This is a genomic window from Micromonospora sp. MH33 (genome assembly GCF_003013775.1).
Classification (GTDB): Bacteria; Actinomycetota; Actinomycetes; order Mycobacteriales; family Micromonosporaceae; genus Micromonospora; species Micromonospora fulviviridis.
The window spans coordinates 1-17,255 of record NZ_MUYZ01000127.1 but is presented as its reverse complement, the minus strand read 5'-3'; the positions used below and the strand labels follow the sequence as shown (position 1 = coordinate 17,255).

Annotated in this window: 19 protein-coding genes; 14 read left to right on the top strand and 5 right to left on the bottom strand. The window is 73.4% G+C overall.

Features of this window, described 5'->3' with window-relative positions:
• Window positions 1–1,013, bottom strand: a 1,013-nt coding sequence (locus B0E53_RS19565) for a GTPase (protein WP_210406139.1), incomplete at its 3' end; no start/stop codon positions are given.
• A 17-nt stretch (window positions 1,014–1,030) separates the two neighbouring features.
• Entirely contained in the window at window positions 1,031–2,869 is a 1,839-nt protein-coding gene (locus tag B0E53_RS19560; RefSeq protein WP_107077394.1) for a GTPase domain-containing protein, read from the bottom strand.
• A 208-nt stretch (window positions 2,870–3,077) separates the two neighbouring features.
• On the opposite strand from B0E53_RS19560, the gene dnaK reads away from it, so the two are divergent.
• The 5 genes from dnaK to B0E53_RS19535 all read left to right on the top strand — a co-directional run bounded on the left by dnaK (window position 3,078) and on the right by B0E53_RS19535 (window position 7,911).
• Window positions 3,078–4,937 carry a molecular chaperone DnaK gene (gene dnaK / locus B0E53_RS19555; RefSeq protein WP_107077393.1) on the top strand — a complete coding sequence of 620 codons (1,860 nt, stop codon included), beginning with the start codon at window positions 3,078–3,080 and terminating at the stop codon, window positions 4,935–4,937.
• A 48-nt stretch (window positions 4,938–4,985) separates the two neighbouring features.
• Window positions 4,986–5,744, top strand: coding sequence for a nucleotide exchange factor GrpE (gene grpE, locus B0E53_RS19550; RefSeq protein ID WP_107077392.1), 759 nt, complete (start codon window positions 4,986–4,988; stop codon window positions 5,742–5,744).
• Window positions 5,745–5,823: 79 nt separating this feature from the next.
• A complete protein-coding gene (gene dnaJ / locus B0E53_RS19545; RefSeq protein WP_107077391.1) occupies window positions 5,824–7,008 on the top strand; it encodes a molecular chaperone DnaJ in 1,185 nt (394 codons plus the stop codon).
• A gap of 31 nt (window positions 7,009–7,039) precedes the next feature.
• Window positions 7,040–7,480, top strand: coding sequence for a MerR family transcriptional regulator (locus B0E53_RS19540; protein WP_091315949.1), 441 nt, complete (start codon window positions 7,040–7,042; stop codon window positions 7,478–7,480).
• Window positions 7,481–7,701: 221 nt separating this feature from the next.
• Entirely contained in the window at window positions 7,702–7,911 is a 210-nt protein-coding gene (locus B0E53_RS19535; protein ID WP_107077390.1) for a hypothetical protein, read from the top strand.
• 189 nt (window positions 7,912–8,100) lie between these two features.
• Here the strand turns inward: B0E53_RS19535 and B0E53_RS19530 are convergent, their stop codons facing one another.
• The 3 genes from B0E53_RS19530 to B0E53_RS19520 form a co-directional block, all read right to left on the bottom strand.
• A complete protein-coding gene (locus B0E53_RS19530; protein ID WP_091264495.1) occupies window positions 8,101–8,529 on the bottom strand; it encodes a hypothetical protein in 429 nt (142 codons plus the stop codon).
• A 170-nt stretch (window positions 8,530–8,699) separates the two neighbouring features.
• Complete coding sequence (locus tag B0E53_RS19525) at window positions 8,700–9,908, bottom strand: cation:proton antiporter (protein WP_107077389.1); 1,209 nt, start codon at window positions 9,906–9,908, stop codon at window positions 8,700–8,702.
• 7 nt (window positions 9,909–9,915) lie between these two features.
• Window positions 9,916–10,416 (bottom strand): cation:proton antiporter regulatory subunit, encoded by a 501-nt coding sequence (locus tag B0E53_RS19520; protein WP_107077388.1) that lies wholly within the window; start codon window positions 10,414–10,416, stop codon window positions 9,916–9,918.
• 32 nt (window positions 10,417–10,448) lie between these two features.
• Between B0E53_RS19520 and B0E53_RS37690 the strand changes: the two genes are divergently transcribed.
• The 9 genes from B0E53_RS37690 to B0E53_RS19475 form a co-directional block, all read left to right on the top strand.
• Window positions 10,449–10,745, top strand: a complete 297-nt coding sequence (locus tag B0E53_RS37690) for a hypothetical protein (protein WP_168215367.1) — start codon at window positions 10,449–10,451, stop codon at window positions 10,743–10,745.
• A 96-nt stretch (window positions 10,746–10,841) separates the two neighbouring features.
• Entirely contained in the window at window positions 10,842–11,126 is a 285-nt protein-coding gene (locus B0E53_RS19510; RefSeq protein ID WP_107077386.1) for a hypothetical protein, read from the top strand.
• A 109-nt stretch (window positions 11,127–11,235) separates the two neighbouring features.
• The gene (gene clpB / locus B0E53_RS19505) at window positions 11,236–13,827 is read left to right on the top strand and encodes an ATP-dependent chaperone ClpB (RefSeq protein ID WP_107077385.1); all 2,592 of its coding nucleotides are present in this window, start codon (window positions 11,236–11,238) and stop codon (window positions 13,825–13,827) included.
• Between the two features lie 102 nt (window positions 13,828–13,929).
• On the top strand, window positions 13,930–14,316 hold the full coding sequence (locus tag B0E53_RS19500; protein ID WP_107077384.1) for a hypothetical protein: 387 nt from the start codon (window positions 13,930–13,932) through the stop codon (window positions 14,314–14,316).
• Between the two features lie 83 nt (window positions 14,317–14,399).
• Window positions 14,400–15,032, top strand: a complete 633-nt coding sequence (locus tag B0E53_RS19495; RefSeq protein WP_107077383.1) for a DUF4178 domain-containing protein — start codon at window positions 14,400–14,402, stop codon at window positions 15,030–15,032.
• A 2-nt stretch (window positions 15,033–15,034) separates the two neighbouring features.
• Window positions 15,035–15,526 (top strand): DUF2617 family protein, encoded by a 492-nt coding sequence (locus B0E53_RS19490; RefSeq protein ID WP_107077382.1) that lies wholly within the window; start codon window positions 15,035–15,037, stop codon window positions 15,524–15,526.
• Between the two features lie 55 nt (window positions 15,527–15,581).
• Window positions 15,582–16,007 (top strand): DUF4247 domain-containing protein, encoded by a 426-nt coding sequence (locus B0E53_RS19485; protein WP_107077381.1) that lies wholly within the window; start codon window positions 15,582–15,584, stop codon window positions 16,005–16,007.
• A gap of 39 nt (window positions 16,008–16,046) precedes the next feature.
• Complete coding sequence (locus B0E53_RS19480) at window positions 16,047–16,469, top strand: DUF350 domain-containing protein (protein ID WP_107077380.1); 423 nt, start codon at window positions 16,047–16,049, stop codon at window positions 16,467–16,469.
• Window positions 16,469–17,255: hypothetical protein (locus B0E53_RS19475; protein WP_107077379.1), on the top strand; the 787-nt coding region annotated here is incomplete at its 3' end. The genes B0E53_RS19480 and B0E53_RS19475, both read left to right, overlap by 1 nt.

Genomic DNA, 17,255 nt, shown 5'->3' with positions numbered 1-17,255 from the left:
AGCTTCCGCCAGCCGCGCACCAACGGCCAGCCGGTGCTGCCGACGGCCCGGTGCCGGTACGCCCCCTCGACCGCCTCGGCCACCGTCGGCACCCCGGCCGATCCGGCCAGCGCCGTGGTGAGCTCCCGCGCCGAGGCGTCACCCGGCCCGCTGCGGGACGCCTCCGGCCCGACCAGCGGTTCGAGCTCGGCCACCACGGCGTCCACGTCGCCGGCCAGCCGGCGCAGCGCGGCCTGCCGTTCGGCGACCGTCCGCTCCAGCTCGGCGCGGAGCCCGTCCAGCCCGGCCGGATCCACCGCCACGGTGGGCAGCAGCGGGACGCCCTCCAGCCCGTCGGCGTCGAGCAGCCGGCGCAGGTCGCCGAGGACCCGGGGCAGCTCGGCGGGGGGCAGCCGGTCGGCCTGGTTGAGCACCACCACGGTCACGTCCCGGTGCCGGTGGAACTCGCGCAGGTAGCTGGTGTGGATCACGCGGTCGGCGTACTTCTGCGGGTCGACCACCCAGACCACCAGGTCGACGAGGCCGAGCAGCCGGTCCACCTCCAGCCGGTGGGTCCGCTGCACCGAGTCGAAGTCGGGGAGATCCAGCAGGACCAGGCCGTGCAGGGCGGACTCGTCGTCGCCGTCCAGCGGGCTCTCCCGGACGAACCGGTGCCGGGGCAGCACGCCGATCCAGTCGAGCAGCCGGGACGCGCCGTCCAGCTGCCCCCAGACGCAGGCGTGCGCCACCCCGGTGGTCGGCCGGCGGACGCCGACCGGGGAGAGGTCCAGCCGGGCGAGGGCGTTGAACAGGCTCGACTTGCCGCTCCCGGTCGCCCCGGCCAGCGCCACCACGGTGTGGTGGCCGGAGAGGGCGAGCCGGGTGCCGGCCCGCTCGACCACGGTGTGCGCGCTGACCAGCTGGGCGTCGGGCACCTGGCCGTCGACGGCGCCGAGGAAGCGCTCGACCGCCTGGAGGCGCGCGATCAGGACGTCGGGGTCGACCCGCTGCCCGCCCCGGAACGCCTCCCGCATCCGGCCGACGATGTTGCTCACGCGCGCCCGCCCTGGTCGGCGGCGGGCAACACCGGGCCGGGCGTACCGGAGAGGCCGGCGCGGTGCCGGGCCTTCTCCACCTCGCCGGCGGCCCGGCGCAGCGCGGCGCCGGTCTCGGTGGCCGGGCGCGCCTCGCCGGTGCGGGCGAGGAACCGGTCGGCCTCCTCGGTCAGCAGCGCGCCGATCCGGTCCAGCAGGTCCACCCGCGCCTTGCTGGCCAGGTTGCGGACCGCCTGGTCGCCGAAGATCGCCTGGAGCACCGCCTGCGCGGCGACCGTGGTGCCGGCGCCGGTGGCGACCTCCAGTCCGGTCGGGATGAAGGCGGTGGCCGCGAAGACCGCGATCATGACGGCCAGGCCGGTGGCGTTGACCGCGTACGCGGCGGTGCGGGCCACGAAGCGCCGGTCGCCGCCCTCGGCCCGGACCAGCTCCAGCACGCCCCGCTGCCAGTCGCGGACCAGCCGCTCGGCGCGCTCGGGCAGGTCGGCCGAGGGGTGCGCCAGCTCCGGTTCGAGCAGCGCCGCCCCGGCCGGGTGCGCCTTCCACCCGGTGTACGCGTTCTCCGCCGCCTCGGCGGCCACCCCGCGCAGCAGGGTGACCAGTTGGGACTCGATGGCGTTCCGCAACTCGGCGGCCGGGGCCGGACGGCCGGTGACCGCGGCGACCACCCGGTCGCGCAGCCGGCCGATCCGCGCCTCCAGGCTGCGGAAGAACTCGCCGGTGCCGACGAACTCCTGCCAGCGGGCGAGCACCTCGCCGCGGAGCAGCCGGCCGTCCTTGAGCCCCTGGTCGACGGTCCGCTCCGCCCCCCGGTAGGCCGCCCGGACCCGTTCGTCCAGCGCGTCGGCGGCGGCCACCTGCTCGTCGGCGGCGTCCGCCAGCGCGTCCACGGTGGGGTGCAGGGCGGCCAGTGCGCCGTCGAGGGTCTGCCGGACCACCGCCGAACGGGTCTCGGCGTCGGCGGCGAGCCGGGCGAACCAGGTGCCCAGCGGGGCGGTGACCCGGTCGGGGAGCAGCCCCTGCCCGTCCACCCAGGTCTCCGGCAGGACGAACAGCGGCGCGGCACCCAGGTCCTGCGCGGCGAGCATCTCCGACAGGTGGGCGGCGATCTCGTCGGCCGCCTCCGGGGGCACCCGGTCGAGGACCATGGCGACGGCCGTGCCCCGGGCCCGGGCGCTGCGCAGCAGCTCCCACGGGACGGCGTCGGCGTAGCGGGCGGCTGTGGTGACGAAGAGCCAGAGGTCGGCGGCGGCCAGCAGCTGCCCGGCGAGCGCCCGGTTGGCGTCCACCACCGAGTCGATGTCGGGCGCGTCGAGGAAGGCCAGCCCGGCCGGGAGCGCGGGGGCGGTGACCAGCTGGAGGGTGCCCGGGTGCTCGCTCGGCTCGGTGGTCCGGGTCAGGCCGGGCAGCAGCTCGCCCTGACGGAACCAGGCCGCGTCGGCCGGGTTGCAGACCAGCACCGGTGAGCGGGTGGTCGGGCGGAGCACCCCGGCGGCGCTGACCCGCGCCTGAACCAGGCTGTTGACCAGCGTCGACTTGCCGGCGCCGGTCGAGCCACCGACCACGACCAGCAGCGGGGCGTCGAGGCGGGCGAGCCGGGGCAGCAGGTAGTCGTCGAGCTGGTCGGTGAGGCCGGCGGCGGTGCGCCGGGCCGGCTCGGCCGAGGGCAGGGTCAGCGGGAACCGGGCCGCCCCGATCGCGGCCCGCAGGCCGGTGAGTGCGGCGGGCAGGCCCTCCGCGGCGTCGGCGGGCGGGTCCTGACCGGCGTCGGGTCCGGTGCGGGCTGCGACGGCGGGCGCGCCGGCATGTGTGGCGGGATCGCCATGCGTCGTCACCGCTAAAGCGTGCCCGACCGACGCAAGGTAAGACAACCGGACGGTAATAACGGTCAGGTTGCGTCGGGTCGGCTCAACCTCGACTTGCGGATTACCGGGCGCGTGGCACTATTGAGTCAAGTTCACTCAACTTGTGGTGCGGTCGCTGCGGGCGACCCGCCGGGCAGGCCCCTTGACCTGCTCACCGTTACGAAGCGAGGAAGCGAACATGGCACGTGCGGTCGGCATCGACCTCGGCACGACGAACTCCTGCGTCAGCGTTCTCGAGGGCGGTGAGCCCACCGTCATCGCCAACGCTGAGGGCTCGCGGACGACGCCCTCGATCGTCGCGTTCGCCCGCAACGGCGAGGTGCTCGTCGGTGAGGTCGCCAAGCGCCAGGCGGTGACGAACCCGGACCGGACCATCCGCTCGGTCAAGCGGGAGATCGGCACCAACTGGACCGTCGACATCGACGGCAAGAAGTACACCCCGCAGGAGATCTCGGCCCGCACGCTGATGAAGCTCAAGCGGGACGCCGAGGCGTACCTGGGTGAACAGATCACCGACGCGGTCATCACCGTGCCGGCCTACTTCAACGACGGCCAGCGGCAGGCCACCAAGGAGGCCGGCGAGATCGCCGGCTTCAACGTGCTGCGGATCGTGAACGAGCCGACCGCGGCGGCCCTGGCGTACGGCCTCGACAAGGGCTCCAAGGAGCAGACCGTCCTGGTCTTCGACCTGGGCGGCGGCACCTTCGACGTCTCGCTGCTGGAGCTGGCCGAGGGCGTCATCGAGGTCAAGTCCACCAGCGGTGACAACCACCTCGGTGGTGACGACTGGGACCAGCGCATCATCGACCACCTGGTGAAGACCTTCCGCGGCGAGCACGGCATCGACCTGTCCCAGGACAAGATGGCCATGCAGCGGCTCAAGGAGGCGGCCGAGAAGGCCAAGATCGAGCTGTCCGCCGCCACCACCAGCAACATCAACCTGCCGTACATCACCGCCGGCTCGGCCGGCCCGCTGCACCTCGACGTGACGCTGAGCCGCGCCGAGTTCCAGCGCATGACGCAGGACCTGTTGGACCGCTGCAAGGGCCCGTTCGAGCAGGCCGTCAAGGACGCCGGGATCAAGATCTCCGATGTCGACCACGTCATCCTGGTCGGCGGCTCGACCCGGATGCCGGCCGTGACCGATCTGGTCAAGCAGCTCACGGGCCGTGACCCGAACAAGGGCGTCAACCCGGACGAGGTCGTCGCCGTCGGCGCCGCCCTGCAGGCCGGTGTGCTCAAGGGTGAGGTCAAGGACGTCCTGCTGCTCGACGTGACCCCGCTGAGCCTGGGCATCGAGACCAAGGGCGGCATCTTCACCAAGCTGATCGAGCGCAACACCACCATCCCGACCAAGCGTTCCGAGGTCTTCACCACGGCGGACGACAACCAGCCGTCGGTGCTCATCCAGGTGTTCCAGGGCGAGCGGGAGATCGCGGCCTACAACAAGAAGCTCGGCACCTTCGAGCTGACCGGCCTCCCGCCGGCGCCCCGCGGCGTGCCGCAGATCGAGGTCACCTTCGACATCGACGCCAACGGCATCGTCAACGTGCACGCCAAGGACCTGGGCACCGGCAAGGAACAGAAGATGACGATCACCGGCGGCTCGTCGCTGCCGAAGGACGACATCGAGCGGATGCGCCGGGACGCCGAGGAGCACGCCGACGAGGACAAGCGGCGCCGCGACGAGGCGGAGACCCGCAACGTGGCCGAGGCGCTCCAGTGGCAGACCGAGAAGTTCCTCGCCGAGAGCGGCGACAAGCTGCCCGGCGAGAACCGTGACCAGCTCAACGAGGCGCTCGGCGAGCTGCGCAGCGCCCTGGGCGGCCAGGACATCGAGAAGATCAAGGCCGCGCACGAGAAGCTGGCGCAGGTCTCCCAGCAGGCCGGCTCGCTGCTCTACTCGCAGCAGCAGGGCGAGCAGGCCGCCCCCGGCGCGGCCGGCCCGGGAGCGGGTCCGGGTGCGACCGGTGGCGCCCAGGCCGGTGGCGCCGACGACGTGGTCGACGCGGAGATCGTGGACGAGGACAAGAAGTGACCTTCGGTCCCGGACACGGTTCCCACGGCAGAGGGATGAGGTAGCCGCATGACGGAGAAGCCACGAGCCGCCGACCCGGGCTCCACCGGGTCGGCGCCGGGTGGCTCCGCGACCGCCGGGCAGGGCGCCAGCGAGGAGCCGCGGGTCGTCATCCGTGACAAGCGCAAGATCGGCAAGACCACCGAGCAGTCGGTGACCGACACGTCGGCCGCCGACGCCGCGGCCGACGCGCCGGCCGAGGGGCTGGTCGAGGAGGCCGAGGTCGTGGTCGACGAGATTGAGGGCGAGGCCGAGGTCCCGGTCTCCGGCCCGCCGGTGGTGGACGCCCCGGCCCAGCCGAGCGAGGAGGCCGCCGCCGCGAACGCGCCGCTCGGCGCCGAGCTGGAGTCGCTCCGGGCCGAGCTGGACGAGCGGACCCGCGACGTCCAGCGGGTGTCGGCGGAGTACGCCAACTACCGCAAGCGGGTCGACCGGGACCGCAGCCTGGTCCAGGAGCAGGCGACCGGCACGGTGCTGACCGCGCTGCTGCCGATCCTCGACGACCTGGACCGGGCCCGCGAGCACGGCGACCTGGTGGGCCCGTTCGGCAGCGTGGCCGAGCAGCTCACCACCGCGCTGGGCAAGTTCGGCCTGACCGCCTTCGGTGAGCAGGGTGACCCGTTCGACCCGACCCGGCACGAGGCGGTGGCGCACCAGACCTCCGCCGACGTGACCGAACCGACCTGCGTGCAGGTCATGCGCCGGGGTTACCAACTCGGCGAACGGCTGCTGCGGCCCGCCCTGGTCGCGGTCGCCGATCCGGAGTAGTGCCGACCCGTGACGTCCCGTCCGCCCGCACCGGGCGGGCGGGACGCCCGGGGTACGTCCCGTGGAAGGGGGTGGACCGGTGAGTTCCAAGGACTGGATCGAGAAGGACTACTACGCCGCGCTGGGCGTGGAGAAGTCCGCCTCCTCCGACGAGATCAAGAAGTCGTACCGGAAGCTGGCTCGGGAGTCGCACCCGGACCACAACCCCGGCGACCCGAAGGCCGAGGAGCGGTTCAAGGCCGTCTCCGAGGCGTACGCCGTGCTCGGCGACGAGAAGAAGCGCCGCGAGTACGACGAGATGCGCTCGCTCTTCGGCTCCGGCGCCTTCCGGCGCAACGCCCGCGGGGCGGGCCAGCCCGGCGGCATGCCGTTCGACGTCTCCGACCTGTTCGGCGGGGCGGCCGGCGGCGAGGCCCGGTTCGGTGGCGGCGGCGGCCTGGGCGACCTGTTCAGCTCGATCTTCACGGGTGGGGGCGCTGGCGGCGCGGCCCGCCCGCGCGGCCCGGCCCGGGGTCGGGACGTCGAGACCGAGGTGGCGCTCGACTTCTCCGACGCGGTCCGCGGCGTCACCCTGCCGTTGACGCTGCGTGCCCCCGGGGTCTGCGAGACCTGTCACGGCAACGGGGCCAAGCCCGGCACCCAGCCGGTGGCCTGCCCGGTCTGCCACGGCGCCGGGGTGACCACCCGCAACCAGGGGTCGTTCAGCTTCTCCGAACCGTGCCGCAACTGCCAGGGCGTCGGCACCATAGTCGAGGAGAAGTGCCCGGAGTGCCAGGGCACCGGCGGGGTCACCAAGACCCGCACGCTGAACGTGCGCTTCCCGGCGGGCGTGGCCGACGGCCAGCGGATCCGGCTGGCCGGCCGGGGCGAGCCCGGCGAGCGGGGCGGCCCGGCGGGTGACCTGTTCGTACACGTGAAGGTCCGCCCGGACGAGCTGTTCGGGCGCACCGGGGACGATCTGACCCTGACCGTCCCGATCACGTTCGCGGAGGCGGTGCTCGGCACCGACCTGCGCGTGCCGACCCTGGACGGCACGGTGACCCTGCGGGTGCCGCCGGGTACTCCCAGCGGTCGGGTGCTGCGCGCCCGGGGCAAGGGCGTCGTACGCAAGGACGGCCGCGCCGGTGACCTGCTGGTCACCCTCGACGTGGTGGTTCCCGCGAAGTTGTCCGACGAGGCGCGGGCGGCGCTGGAGACCTTCGCGGAGCAGACCCCGCCGGCCGCGCGGGAACATCTCGACGCGCGGGTGCGTCGATTCAGTTGACCGGGTGACCAGGCAGCGGAGGTGAGCGGGGATGTCGCAGGAGTTCGTCGGCTCGGGTGACCCTGCCTACGAGGCCAAGGTGCTGATGATCTCGGTGGCGGCGCGGATGGCGGGAATGCACCCGCAGACCCTGCGCCAGTACGACCGGCTGGGCCTGGTGCAGGCCGGCCGGGCGGCCGGCGGCGGTCGCCGGTACAGCGTCCGGGACGTGGTGCTGCTCCGCGAGGTGCAGCGGCTCAGCCAGGACGACGGGATCAACCTGGCCGGGGTCAAGCGGATCATCAACCTGGAGCGGTTGCTCGAGGAGGCCCAGCAGCGGGTGGCCCGGCTGGAGGCGGAGCTGGACGCCGCGTACCGCCGGATCGCCGAGCTGGAGTCGCTGGGCGGCTTCTCCCGCGGCGACCTCGTCCCCACCAACCGCACCTCCACGGCGCTCGTCGTCTGGCGCCCCCGCCGCACCCCCGAGCGCTGACCGCACCCGTCCCGCCCACCGACTCAAGGCCGGCGCGCGCCCACCCGGGCCGCGCCGGCCTTCGCTTGCGCCCGACGCCCGGAACGGCCAGCCCAGGTGCCGGCCGCGCCGCGGGCGGAGGTGGGTGGTTGGGCGAAAGCGGGGTACGGCGAGGGCGGTTTCGGTAGCCTGTGAATGCGGCCAAGCGCCTCAATTCGGTCTCCGAACTGGCAGGGGGAGCCATGGCGGAATCGGCGAAGACGGTGGCGGAACGGGCGGAGAAACGGCTGGAGCAGGTGGCCGAGAACGCCCGGCAGCGGTTCGACCGGGTCACCAAGGGTGGCTTCACCGACAAGGTCAGGGAAGGCCGCTTCATGGACCAGGTGGACCATGGCGTCGACCGGGCCAGGGACGACGAGCGGCGCAAGAAGCAGGGCGGATCGACCGGCTGACGATCCGCCGACGTGCGGGCCGGGACCCACGGGGGGTCCCGGCCCGTTCGCCGTCAAGAGACCCGTGCGGGCCGGGACACTGAGACCCCGGCAGGGGGTCCCGGCCCGTTCGCCGTCAAGAGACCCGTGCGGGCCGGGACACCGCCGGCGGCGAGCCACGGAGCACCCCCAGCCCAGGAACAAACAGAGTCAGAGCCGCCGGTTCTCGCGCACCAAGCCCCCCTCGCACCAGTCGCGGTAGGCGAAGAGGTCCGGCCGGGCGAGCAGCACCCGGCTGTTGTGCGCCCAGTTGCGCATCAGCTCGTCGCCGGCCCGTTCGGCCTGCTCGACGAGCTTGCGGAAGCGGCGCTTCGGGTGGGCCCGGAAGTTCGTCCGGATGCCGTCGGCGGCGTAGATGTAGAGGCAGTGCAGCGCGAACCGGCGGGCCGGGCAGGCCGGGTCCATGGCCAGGTCGAAGAGCGTCTGCACCAGGTGGTCCCCGGCGACCAGCAGGTCCCAGTCCGGGGGCATCGAGGTCAGCGGGACCGAGTCCGGCTGGTAGGCCCACGACCGCAGCTCGGCGGGCGAGGGGTCGACGGGGTTGGCGAAGCCGTGGAACGTTTCTTCCTGCACGCTCACCGGCCGACCTTCCGCTTGCGCTGGCGGGGGCACCGGCCACCCGCGGACCCTGGCTGCTGGGGCGACACGTTAACGCGGTTCCGCGGGGCGGCGGTAGACCTTCCCGGAATCAATTCGACAACCGTTGGCCGGGCCGGGTCCACCGTATGGTTGACCCGGCCCGGCCGAGGTCAGTCGGCCACTGTCGCCGGCACCGGCGGCCGGGCGGCGGCGCGCCGCCGCAGCCAGTGCTTGAACCAGGGCAGGTCGGGCAGGCGGGCCAACATCGGGCCGGTCACCACGGTGATCAGCACGTACGCCGTGGCGAGCGCGGCCAGCCGCGGCTCGACCGGGTACGCGGCGGCGACGGCCAGCCCGGCGATGACGATGGAGAACTCGCCGCGCGGGGTGAGCGCGAAGCCGGCCCGCCAGCGACCGGGCTCGGCGATCCCGGCCCGGCGGGCGGCCAGCCAACCGGTGGCCAACTTCGTCCCCATGGTGACCACGGCCAGCAGCAGCGCCGGCAGCAGCACCGGCGGCATGTCGAGCGGGTCGGTGACCAGGCCGAAGAAGACGAAGAAGACCGCGGCGAAGAGGTCCCGCAGCGGCGAGAGCAGCTCGGTGGCGTGGTGTGCCACCGGTCCGGACAGGGCGATGCCGACCAGGAACGCGCCGACCGCGGCGGAGACCTGGAGTTTGGCCGCGGCCCCGGCGACGAGCAGGGTGAGGCCGAGCACCCCGAGCAGGAGCGCCTCCGGGTCCTTCGCCGAGAGCGCGGCGGAGATCAGGTGCCCGTACCGGATCGCGACGGCCAGCACGACGACCACGGTGAGCACCGCGACGGCGAGCGCGATGCCGCCCTTGACCAGGCCGACCCCGGCGAGCAGCGCGGTGACCAGCGGCAGGTAGAGGGCCATCGCGAGGTCCTCGATCACCAGGACGGAGAGGATCACCGGGGTCTCCCGGTTACCGACCCGGCCGAGGTCGCCGAGCACCTTCGCGATCACGCCGGACGAGGAGACCCAGGTGACGCCGGCGAGCACCACGGCGGCCACCCAGCCCCAGCCGAGCAGGAGGGCGAAGGCGAAGCCGGGCAGCGCGTTGAGCACCGCGTCGATGATGCCGGCCGGCGCGGCCGACCGGAGGTTGCCCACCAGTTCGTTGGCGCTGTACTCCAGGCCGAGCATGACCAGCAGCAGGATCACGCCGATCTCCGCGCCTACGGCGAAGAACTCCTCGCTGGCGTTGAGCGGCAGCAGGCCGCCGTGGCCGAAGGCGAGCCCGGCGAGCAGGTAGAGCGGGATGGGTGAGACACCGAAGCGGCGGCTGAGCCGGCCGAGCAGGCCGAGCAGGAGCAGCAGCGCGCCGACCTCGACGAGCAGCGTTGTGGTTTCGTGCATCCGCGCCTCAGCCGTCCGGGTCGGCTTCGGCGAGGATCGCGGTGACCCCGTCGAGCCCTTGCCGGGTGCCGACCACGACCACCACGTCACCGGCCTCGAAGCGGAAGGTGGGGTCGGGCGAGACGATCACCTCGCCCTCACGCAGCACCGCCACGATGGAGGCGCTGGTGCGGGTCCGTGCCTTGGTGTCACCGAGCCGCTTGTTGACGTAGCGGGAGCCGGCCGGGATGAGGATCTGCTCGGTGAGCAGCCCGGCGGCCTGCTCGCGCAGCCCGGCGAGCTGGCCGAGCATCAGCGACGCGCCGAGGATGTCGGCCAGCGCCTCCGCCTCGTCGTCGGTCAGCGGTATGTCGTGTTGGCAGGAGTCGGGATCGTCCGGGTCGTAGAGGACCAGGTCGCGGCGGCCATTGCGGTGGGAGACCACGCCGAGCCGGCGGCCGGATTCCGTCATCAAATCGTGACGGACGCCGATCCCCGGTAGGGCAGTCTGTTCGACACGTACTCGCACCCGCGCAAGGCTACCGTGCGGAGGAGGGGCCCATGATCGGTAGCAGGGCGCTCCCGATCATCGGCCTGCTGCTGGTGCCGGCCCTCGCCGCCTGCTCGATCGGCGACGTCCGCCGCCCCCCACCCGACCGGTCGTCCGCGTCCCCGCGGCCGGCGCCGACCGCGCCGGCGCCGTCGCGGGCCGTCGGCTTCGACGAGGTACGCCACGTCCGGGTCGCCGTTGACCGGCGGTACGACCGCCCGTTCGTGGAGTTCGTCGACGCCGAGCACGGGTACGCGCTCTTCGCCGGCTGTGACGGCGGGCCGCCCAGCCGGCCGTACCCGGGTTGAACACCGTGGGTCACTCCGGCGACCTGGTGGTGGCGGCCCGCGTGGCTGGTCGGCGAGCGCCCGGACCGGACGGGCTTCCCGGCGCTCTGGCGGCTGGTGGGTGGCCGGGAGTGGGCGTTGGTCCGCGCCGTCGGGCATCCCGCGCAGGCCCGCTCGGTGGCGCCGCTCGGGGCCGAGCTGGTGGCGGTGACCAGCCCGGACGGAGTGGGCGTGGTGGCCGGGGGCCGCTACTACCGGGTCGACTGGCCGCTCACCGGGGAGCATTACCTCACGGTGCTAGGCGACGGCACGCTCCTCGCCCGGGGCCCGGACGACGTGGTGCTCGGCACGGGCTGGACCGCCAACCGGCGCTGGGTCAGGGTGGTGCCGGACGGCGGTTGACCGGCGGCCCGACGATCGGGGTGACCGGGGTCACACTGTTGGAGTTGAGCGGAATAGACTCAACTCTGGTTGTGTCTCTCCCAGTGGACACGCCGATCCGGGGGAGCCCATGAACACGGAACGACTCACCACCAAGAGCCGCGAGACCATCACCGGCGCCGTCGCGCTGGCGAACCAGCGCGGGCACGCCACCGTGGAGCCCTGGCACCTGCTGCTGTCGCTGCTGGACACCGAGGGTTCGACCGCCGCCGGCCTGCTGCGCGCCGTCGGGGCCGACCCCGCCGAGCTGCGCCGGGTCGCCCAGCGCGCGGTCGACGCCCTGCCCGCGGCGCGCGGCTCCAGCATCGCCGAGCCCACCCTGGCCCGGGAGTTCGTCAACGCCATCGGCGCCGCCGAGCAGATCGCCCGGCCGCTGGGCGACGAGTACACGTCCACCGAGCACCTGCTGGCCGGGCTGGCCCGGGTGGGTGGCGCGGTCTCCGTCGCGCTGAAGAACTCCGGCGCCACCGAGGAGAACCTGGTGGCCGCCTTCCCGACCGTACGCGGCGGGGACCGGCGGGTCACCACGGCCGACCCGGAGCAGACCTACCAGGCGCTGGCCAAGTACGGCGTGGACCTGACGGCGAGCGCGCGCGAGGGCAAGATCGACCCGGTCATCGGCCGCGACTCGGAGATCCGCCGGGTGATCCAGGTGCTGTCCCGGCGGACCAAGAACAACCCGGTGCTGATCGGCGAGCCGGGCGTCGGCAAGACCGCCATCGTCGAGGGCCTGGCCCAGCGGATCGTCGCCGGTGACGTGCCGGAGTCGCTGCGGGACAAGAAGCTCGTCTCGCTCGACCTCGGCGCGATGGTGGCCGGCGCGCAGTACCGCGGCCAGTTCGAGGAGCGGCTGAAGTCGGTGCTGGAGGAGATCAAGAACTCGAACGGCCAGGTCATCACCTTCCTCGACGAGCTGCACACCGTGGTCGGCGCGGGCAAGGGCGAGGGCTCGATGGACGCCGGCAACATGCTCAAGCCGATGCTGGCCCGCGGCGAGCTGCGGATGGTCGGCGCCACCACGCTGGACGAGTACCGCGAGCACATCGAGAAGGACCCGGCGCTGGAGCGCCGCTTCCAGCCGGTGCTGGTCGGCGAGCCGACCATCGAGGACACCATCGGCATCCTGCGCGGCCTCAAGGAGCGCTACGAGGTGCACCACGGCGTCCGGATCACCGACGCCGCGCTGGTGGCCGCCGCCGCCCTCTCCGACCGCTACATCACCGACCGGTTCCTGCCGGACAAGGCGATCGACCTGGTCGACGAGTCCGCCTCCCGGCTCCGGATGGAGATCGACTCCCGCCCGGTCGAGGTGGACGAGATCGAGCGGGCGGTACGCCGGCTGGAGATCGAGGAGATGGCGCTGGCCAAGGAGCCGGACGCCGCCTCCGCCGAGCGGCTGGCCCGGCTGCGCAAGGAGCTGGCCGACAAGCGTGAGCAGCTCACCGCGCTCTCCGAGCGCTGGCAGCTGGAGAAGAGCCACATCACCAAGCTCTCCACCGCCAAGGAGGAGCTGGAGCGGCTCGGCGGCGAGGCCGAGCGGGCCGAGCGCGACGGCGAGCTGGAGCGCGCCGCCGAGCTGCGCTACGGCCGGATCCCCGCCCTCCAGACCGAGCTGAAGCAGGCCGAGGAGGAGCTGGCCCGGCTCCAGGCCGACGGCGCGATGCTCAAGGAGGAGGTCGGCGCGGACGACATCGCCGCGGTGGTCGCCTCCTGGACCGGCATCCCGGCCGGCCGGCTGCTGGAGGGCGAGACCGCCAAGCTGCTCCGGATGGAGGAGTCGCTGCGGGCCCGCGTGGTCGGCCAGGCCGAGGCGGTCGGCGCCGTGTCCGACGCGGTCCGCCGCGCCCGGGCCGGTGTCGCCGACCCGGACCGCCCGACCGGCAGCTTCCTCTTCCTCGGCCCGACCGGTGTCGGCAAGACCGAGCTGGCCAAGGCGCTCGCCGAGTTCCTCTTCGACGACGAGCGGGCCATGGTCCGCATCGACATGAGCGAGTACGGCGAGAAGCACTCCGTGGCCCGCCTGGTCGGTGCCCCGCCCGGCTACGTCGGCTACGAGGAGGGCGGCCAGCTCACCGAGGCGGTGCGCCGCCGGCCGTACTCGGTGATCCTGCTGGACGAGGTGGAGAAGGCCCACCCGGACGTGTTCGACGTGCTGCTCCAGGTGCTCGACGACGGCCGCCTCACCGACGGCCAGGGTCGCACCGTGGACTTCCGCAACGCGATCCTGATCCTCACCTCGAACCTGGGGTCGTCGGTGATCAGCGACCTGACGCTGGCCGAGGAGCAGCGCCGGGAGGGCGTCCTCGCGGTGGTCCGGTCGCACTTCAAGCCGGAGTTCATCAACCGCCTCGACGACATCGTGGTGTTCGCCGCCCTTCAGGGCGAGGACCTGCGGGCGATCGTGGACATCCAGCTCAACCGGCTGCGCAGGCGGCTCGCAGACCGCCGGCTGACGCTGGACGTCAGCGACGCCGCCCGGGTGTGGCTGGCCGAGCACGGGTACGACCCGATCTACGGGGCCCGGCCGCTGCGCCGGCTCGTGCAGTCGGCGATCGGCGACCAGCTCGCCAAGGCGCTGCTGGCCGGCCAGGTCCGCGACGGCGACACGGTGCGGGTCGACCTGGCCGACACCAAGGACGCCCTGACCGTCACCGCCGCCTGACCACCCCTTCCGGCCCGGCCGGACCCGCCCGGGGCCCGGCCGGGCCGATCCATTTCCTGATCAACAGGGTCGGTGGCCGCCGTCCAGGGCAATAGTGAGGGCATGTTGGGGATCGGGAAGAAGGACCGGGACCTGGACGCGGCCGTCGAGGAACTCGGCCGGGCGGACACGCTCGCCTTCGGCGGGGTGGGGATCGCCGGGCAGATCCTGCCGGCCACCGAGGCGTACCGGCACGTGGAGCGGGCCCTGCGGGAGCATCCCGAGGCGGCCCGCAAGAAGGTCGACCGGCTTTTGAAGCACGGGTCGCCGGCCGGAAAGGCGTACGCGGCCGCGCTGCTGGACACGGTCGACCCGGCGGCGGGCCGGGCCGCCTGGGAGCGGCTGCGCGACGACGACAGCGAGTTCACCACGTTCAGCGGCTGCATCATGGGCCGCGCCACCCTCCGTGAGTACGCCACCGAACGCCTCACCGGACCTGACCGTAGCTGACCGATCACTCAGCGAACGGCACTACGGCGCACGTGCGTCGGGTTGTTACCGTCTCCGCCGATGCACCTTGGGGGGAGACGACCGTGAACGGTTCGCTGGCGTACGTGGTGACCACGTTGGGGTGCCTGGTCGGGGTGGCCGGCGTGGTGATCGCCGTGATCGCCCTCCGCCGGGCCCGGTCCGCGCCACGCCCGACGGCCACTCCCGGCGACCCGTTCCGGGACCGGGACGCCGACGCGCTGCGCGGTGACCCCCGCGGGCTCAAGCCCGGCGACATCGTGGAGATCCGCCAGGTGCCCTACACCGTGCGCGGCTCGGTGCACCTGGTCGAGGGCGGCTGGAGCTGGGCGGAGCACCTGCTCGACGACGCCGGCGGGGTGAAGCGCTGGCTCTCCGTCGAGTCGGAGCCCGACCTGGAAATGGTGCTCTGGACCAGCGAACCGTCGGCCACCGTCACCCCGGGCGCGCCGACGCTGGAGATCGCCGGCCGCCGCTACAACTGGGACGAGTCCGGCCAGGCGAAGTACACCGCCACCGAGGGCACCGGCCTCGACCCGCGCGGCACCATGCGCTACTACGACTACCAGGCGCCCGGCGGGGCGCGGCTCTCCTTCGAGGCGTACGGGGAGGCGGGCTGGGAGGTGAACCTCGGCGAGCAGTTGCACCGCGCCGAGGTGATGATCTACCCGCAGGGCGGTCCGGAGAAGGTGGGCTGAGCGTGCTCGTCGCCCTGGACGCCCCGTACGTCGACACCTGCGCCGCCGACCTGAGCCTGGCCCTCGGCGGCCCCGAGCGCCCCGCCCTGCACGTGCGTGAGCTGACCCTGCCCGGCGGGCTGCGGCTGCGGCTGCGCCTGCTCGGCGCCTCGCACCAGGTGATCTGCGGCGACCTCACCGAGACGGTCGCCTGCCTGCCCGGCGGCCCCCCGCACCTGCCGGACGCCCTGCACGACGAGACCGCCGGCTACCGGTTCACCGCCACGGTGCTCCGGCCGGCGGGCGATGGCCTGCGCACCCGGGTCGCCGCGCTCCGCGCCGAACTGGCCGACGACCCGTACGCGCTGGTCGGGGTCTTTCCCGGCGACGAGGACGCGGTCACCGCGCTCGCCGTCCGCCCCGCGCCCCCGGACGGCTCGGTGGCCTGGCGCACCTGGCACGCGTACCCCCAGACCAACGAGCTGGTCCTGACCGAGACGGTGGTGGAGCTGTGAGCGCGAGGAGTGAGCCGGGTTTGCGAGCCCCGCAGTCGCGAACGGAGGTGGCGCTGTGACGTACCGACGGTGGTTCGTGGTGGGGGTGGCGTTCGCCGTCATCGGCGCCGTGGTCGCCGCCTTCGCGATCTTCTACGGCAACTTCTCGCCCCGGGGCTACGTGGAGGACCGCTACACCCGGGCCACCAGCCGGGACCTCGGCTCCGACGCGATCGCGTACACCTCGAACCGGACCCCGAGCCAGGTGTCGAAGGAGATCACCGACGCCTGGCAGCCGGCCGACCAGTACGTCGACGGCAGTGGGGTCTACCTGCGCTACGACGACGACTCGGTGGTGATCCTGCCGCTCGCCGCCGGCTCGGTGATCCTGCTGGAGCGGATGACCACCGCCTACCCCCGCTACCACTCCCGGGTGGGCAGCCACTGGGGCTGGGGGCGGGGCAGCACGGTCCGCGGCGGCGGCCCCGGCTCCGGCAAGTGACCTGACCTCCTCCCACCCCGACGAATCCTGGAGTCACCTGTGCAGACCCTGGTCACCGATCTGCTCGTCACGCTCGCCTACGGTGTGGTCGGCGTCGCCCTGATGGCCGTCGGCTACGTGCTGGTCGACGTCGCCACCCCCGGCAAGCTGCACGAGCTGATCTGGGTGGAGCGCAACCGCAACGCCGCGCTGCTGCTCGCCTCGAACCTGGCCGGTGTCGGCATCATCGTGGTCGCCGCGATCGCCGCCAGCGCGGACGACTTCGCCCTGGGCCTGGTCGGCGCGTCCGCGTACGGCATCCTCGGGCTGGTCATCATGGCCGCGTCGTTCCTGCTGCTCGACATGGCCACCCCGGGCAAGCTCGGGGAGATCCTGGTCGATCCGGAGCCGCACCCCGCGGTCTGGGTCTCCGCCGTCGTGCACCTCGCCACCGGCGCGATCATCGCCGCCGCGATCAGCTGATGACGGCCGGCAAGCCGGCGGCGAAGAACAGGACCGCCGCCTGGGCCGTCTGGCTGACCATCGGCCTGGTCGTCGCCGGTTGCGTGGCGGCGGGGGTGCTCAACAACGACGGGAACACCACGGTGCCGGCGCCGGCTGGCGACGAGCGGGCCGACAGCGTGGCGATCCTCCAGCGCACCAGCGCCGAACAGGGCCTCTGCTACGGCTGGGAGCTGGTGGACTACTACGACTACGGCGCCCCGCTGAACGTCGGCTCCAACCTCGGCGACGGGGTCGCGGTCGAGGAGAACCCGGGCTGCCCGCGCTGGGTGCAGGTGACGGCCAACGTCGGCTACGTCTCGGAGAGCAGCGAGAGCAACGACTTCGCCCGGATCCAGGTGACCGGCTCGCCGGACATCGACTCCGCGGACCTCTGGCAGGTCGAGCGGGGGCTGGAGCGGCTCGGGCTCACCGAGGACGTCTTCGTCGACGATCCCGGCTGGGCCGTCACCCGGGCGGCGGTCATGCTGCCGCTGCTCGCCGTCGAGGCCGGGCTCGCCGAGCCGGCCGACACCCCGGTCCCGGCGGCGGCCAGCCCGTCCCCGCTGCCCGACGCCGGCAGCGACTACCTGCGGGACCGGTGGGGCTGGCTGCTGGCCACGGTCGGGCTGCTCCTGCTCGCCGCGCTCTTCGTCACCGTGGGCGTGGTGCAGCGCCGCCGGACGACTGCTCCTGGTCGCGGCGCGACGCGGGACGCGCCGAGCCGGAGTGGTCGCGAGCGCCGGGCGGCTGCGCCCGCGCAGCGCG

Excerpts from the sequence above, each read along its gene's own strand:
- dnaK (WP_107077393.1), top strand. The coding sequence starts at position 3,078 with ATGGCACGTGCGGTCGGCATCGACCTCGGCACGACGAACTCCTGCGTC.
- grpE (WP_107077392.1), top strand. The coding sequence starts at position 4,986 with ATGACGGAGAAGCCACGAGCCGCCGACCCGGGCTCCACCGGGTCGGCG.
- B0E53_RS19540 (WP_091315949.1), top strand. The coding sequence starts at position 7,040 with ATGTCGCAGGAGTTCGTCGGCTCGGGTGACCCTGCCTACGAGGCCAAG.
- B0E53_RS19535 (WP_107077390.1), top strand. The coding sequence starts at position 7,702 with ATGGCGGAATCGGCGAAGACGGTGGCGGAACGGGCGGAGAAACGGCTG.
- B0E53_RS19525 (WP_107077389.1), bottom strand. The coding sequence starts at position 9,908 with ATGCACGAAACCACAACGCTGCTCGTCGAGGTCGGCGCGCTGCTGCTC.
- B0E53_RS37690 (WP_168215367.1), top strand. The coding sequence starts at position 10,449 with ATGATCGGTAGCAGGGCGCTCCCGATCATCGGCCTGCTGCTGGTGCCG.
- clpB (WP_107077385.1), top strand. The coding sequence starts at position 11,236 with ATGAACACGGAACGACTCACCACCAAGAGCCGCGAGACCATCACCGGC.
- B0E53_RS19500 (WP_107077384.1), top strand. The coding sequence starts at position 13,930 with ATGTTGGGGATCGGGAAGAAGGACCGGGACCTGGACGCGGCCGTCGAG.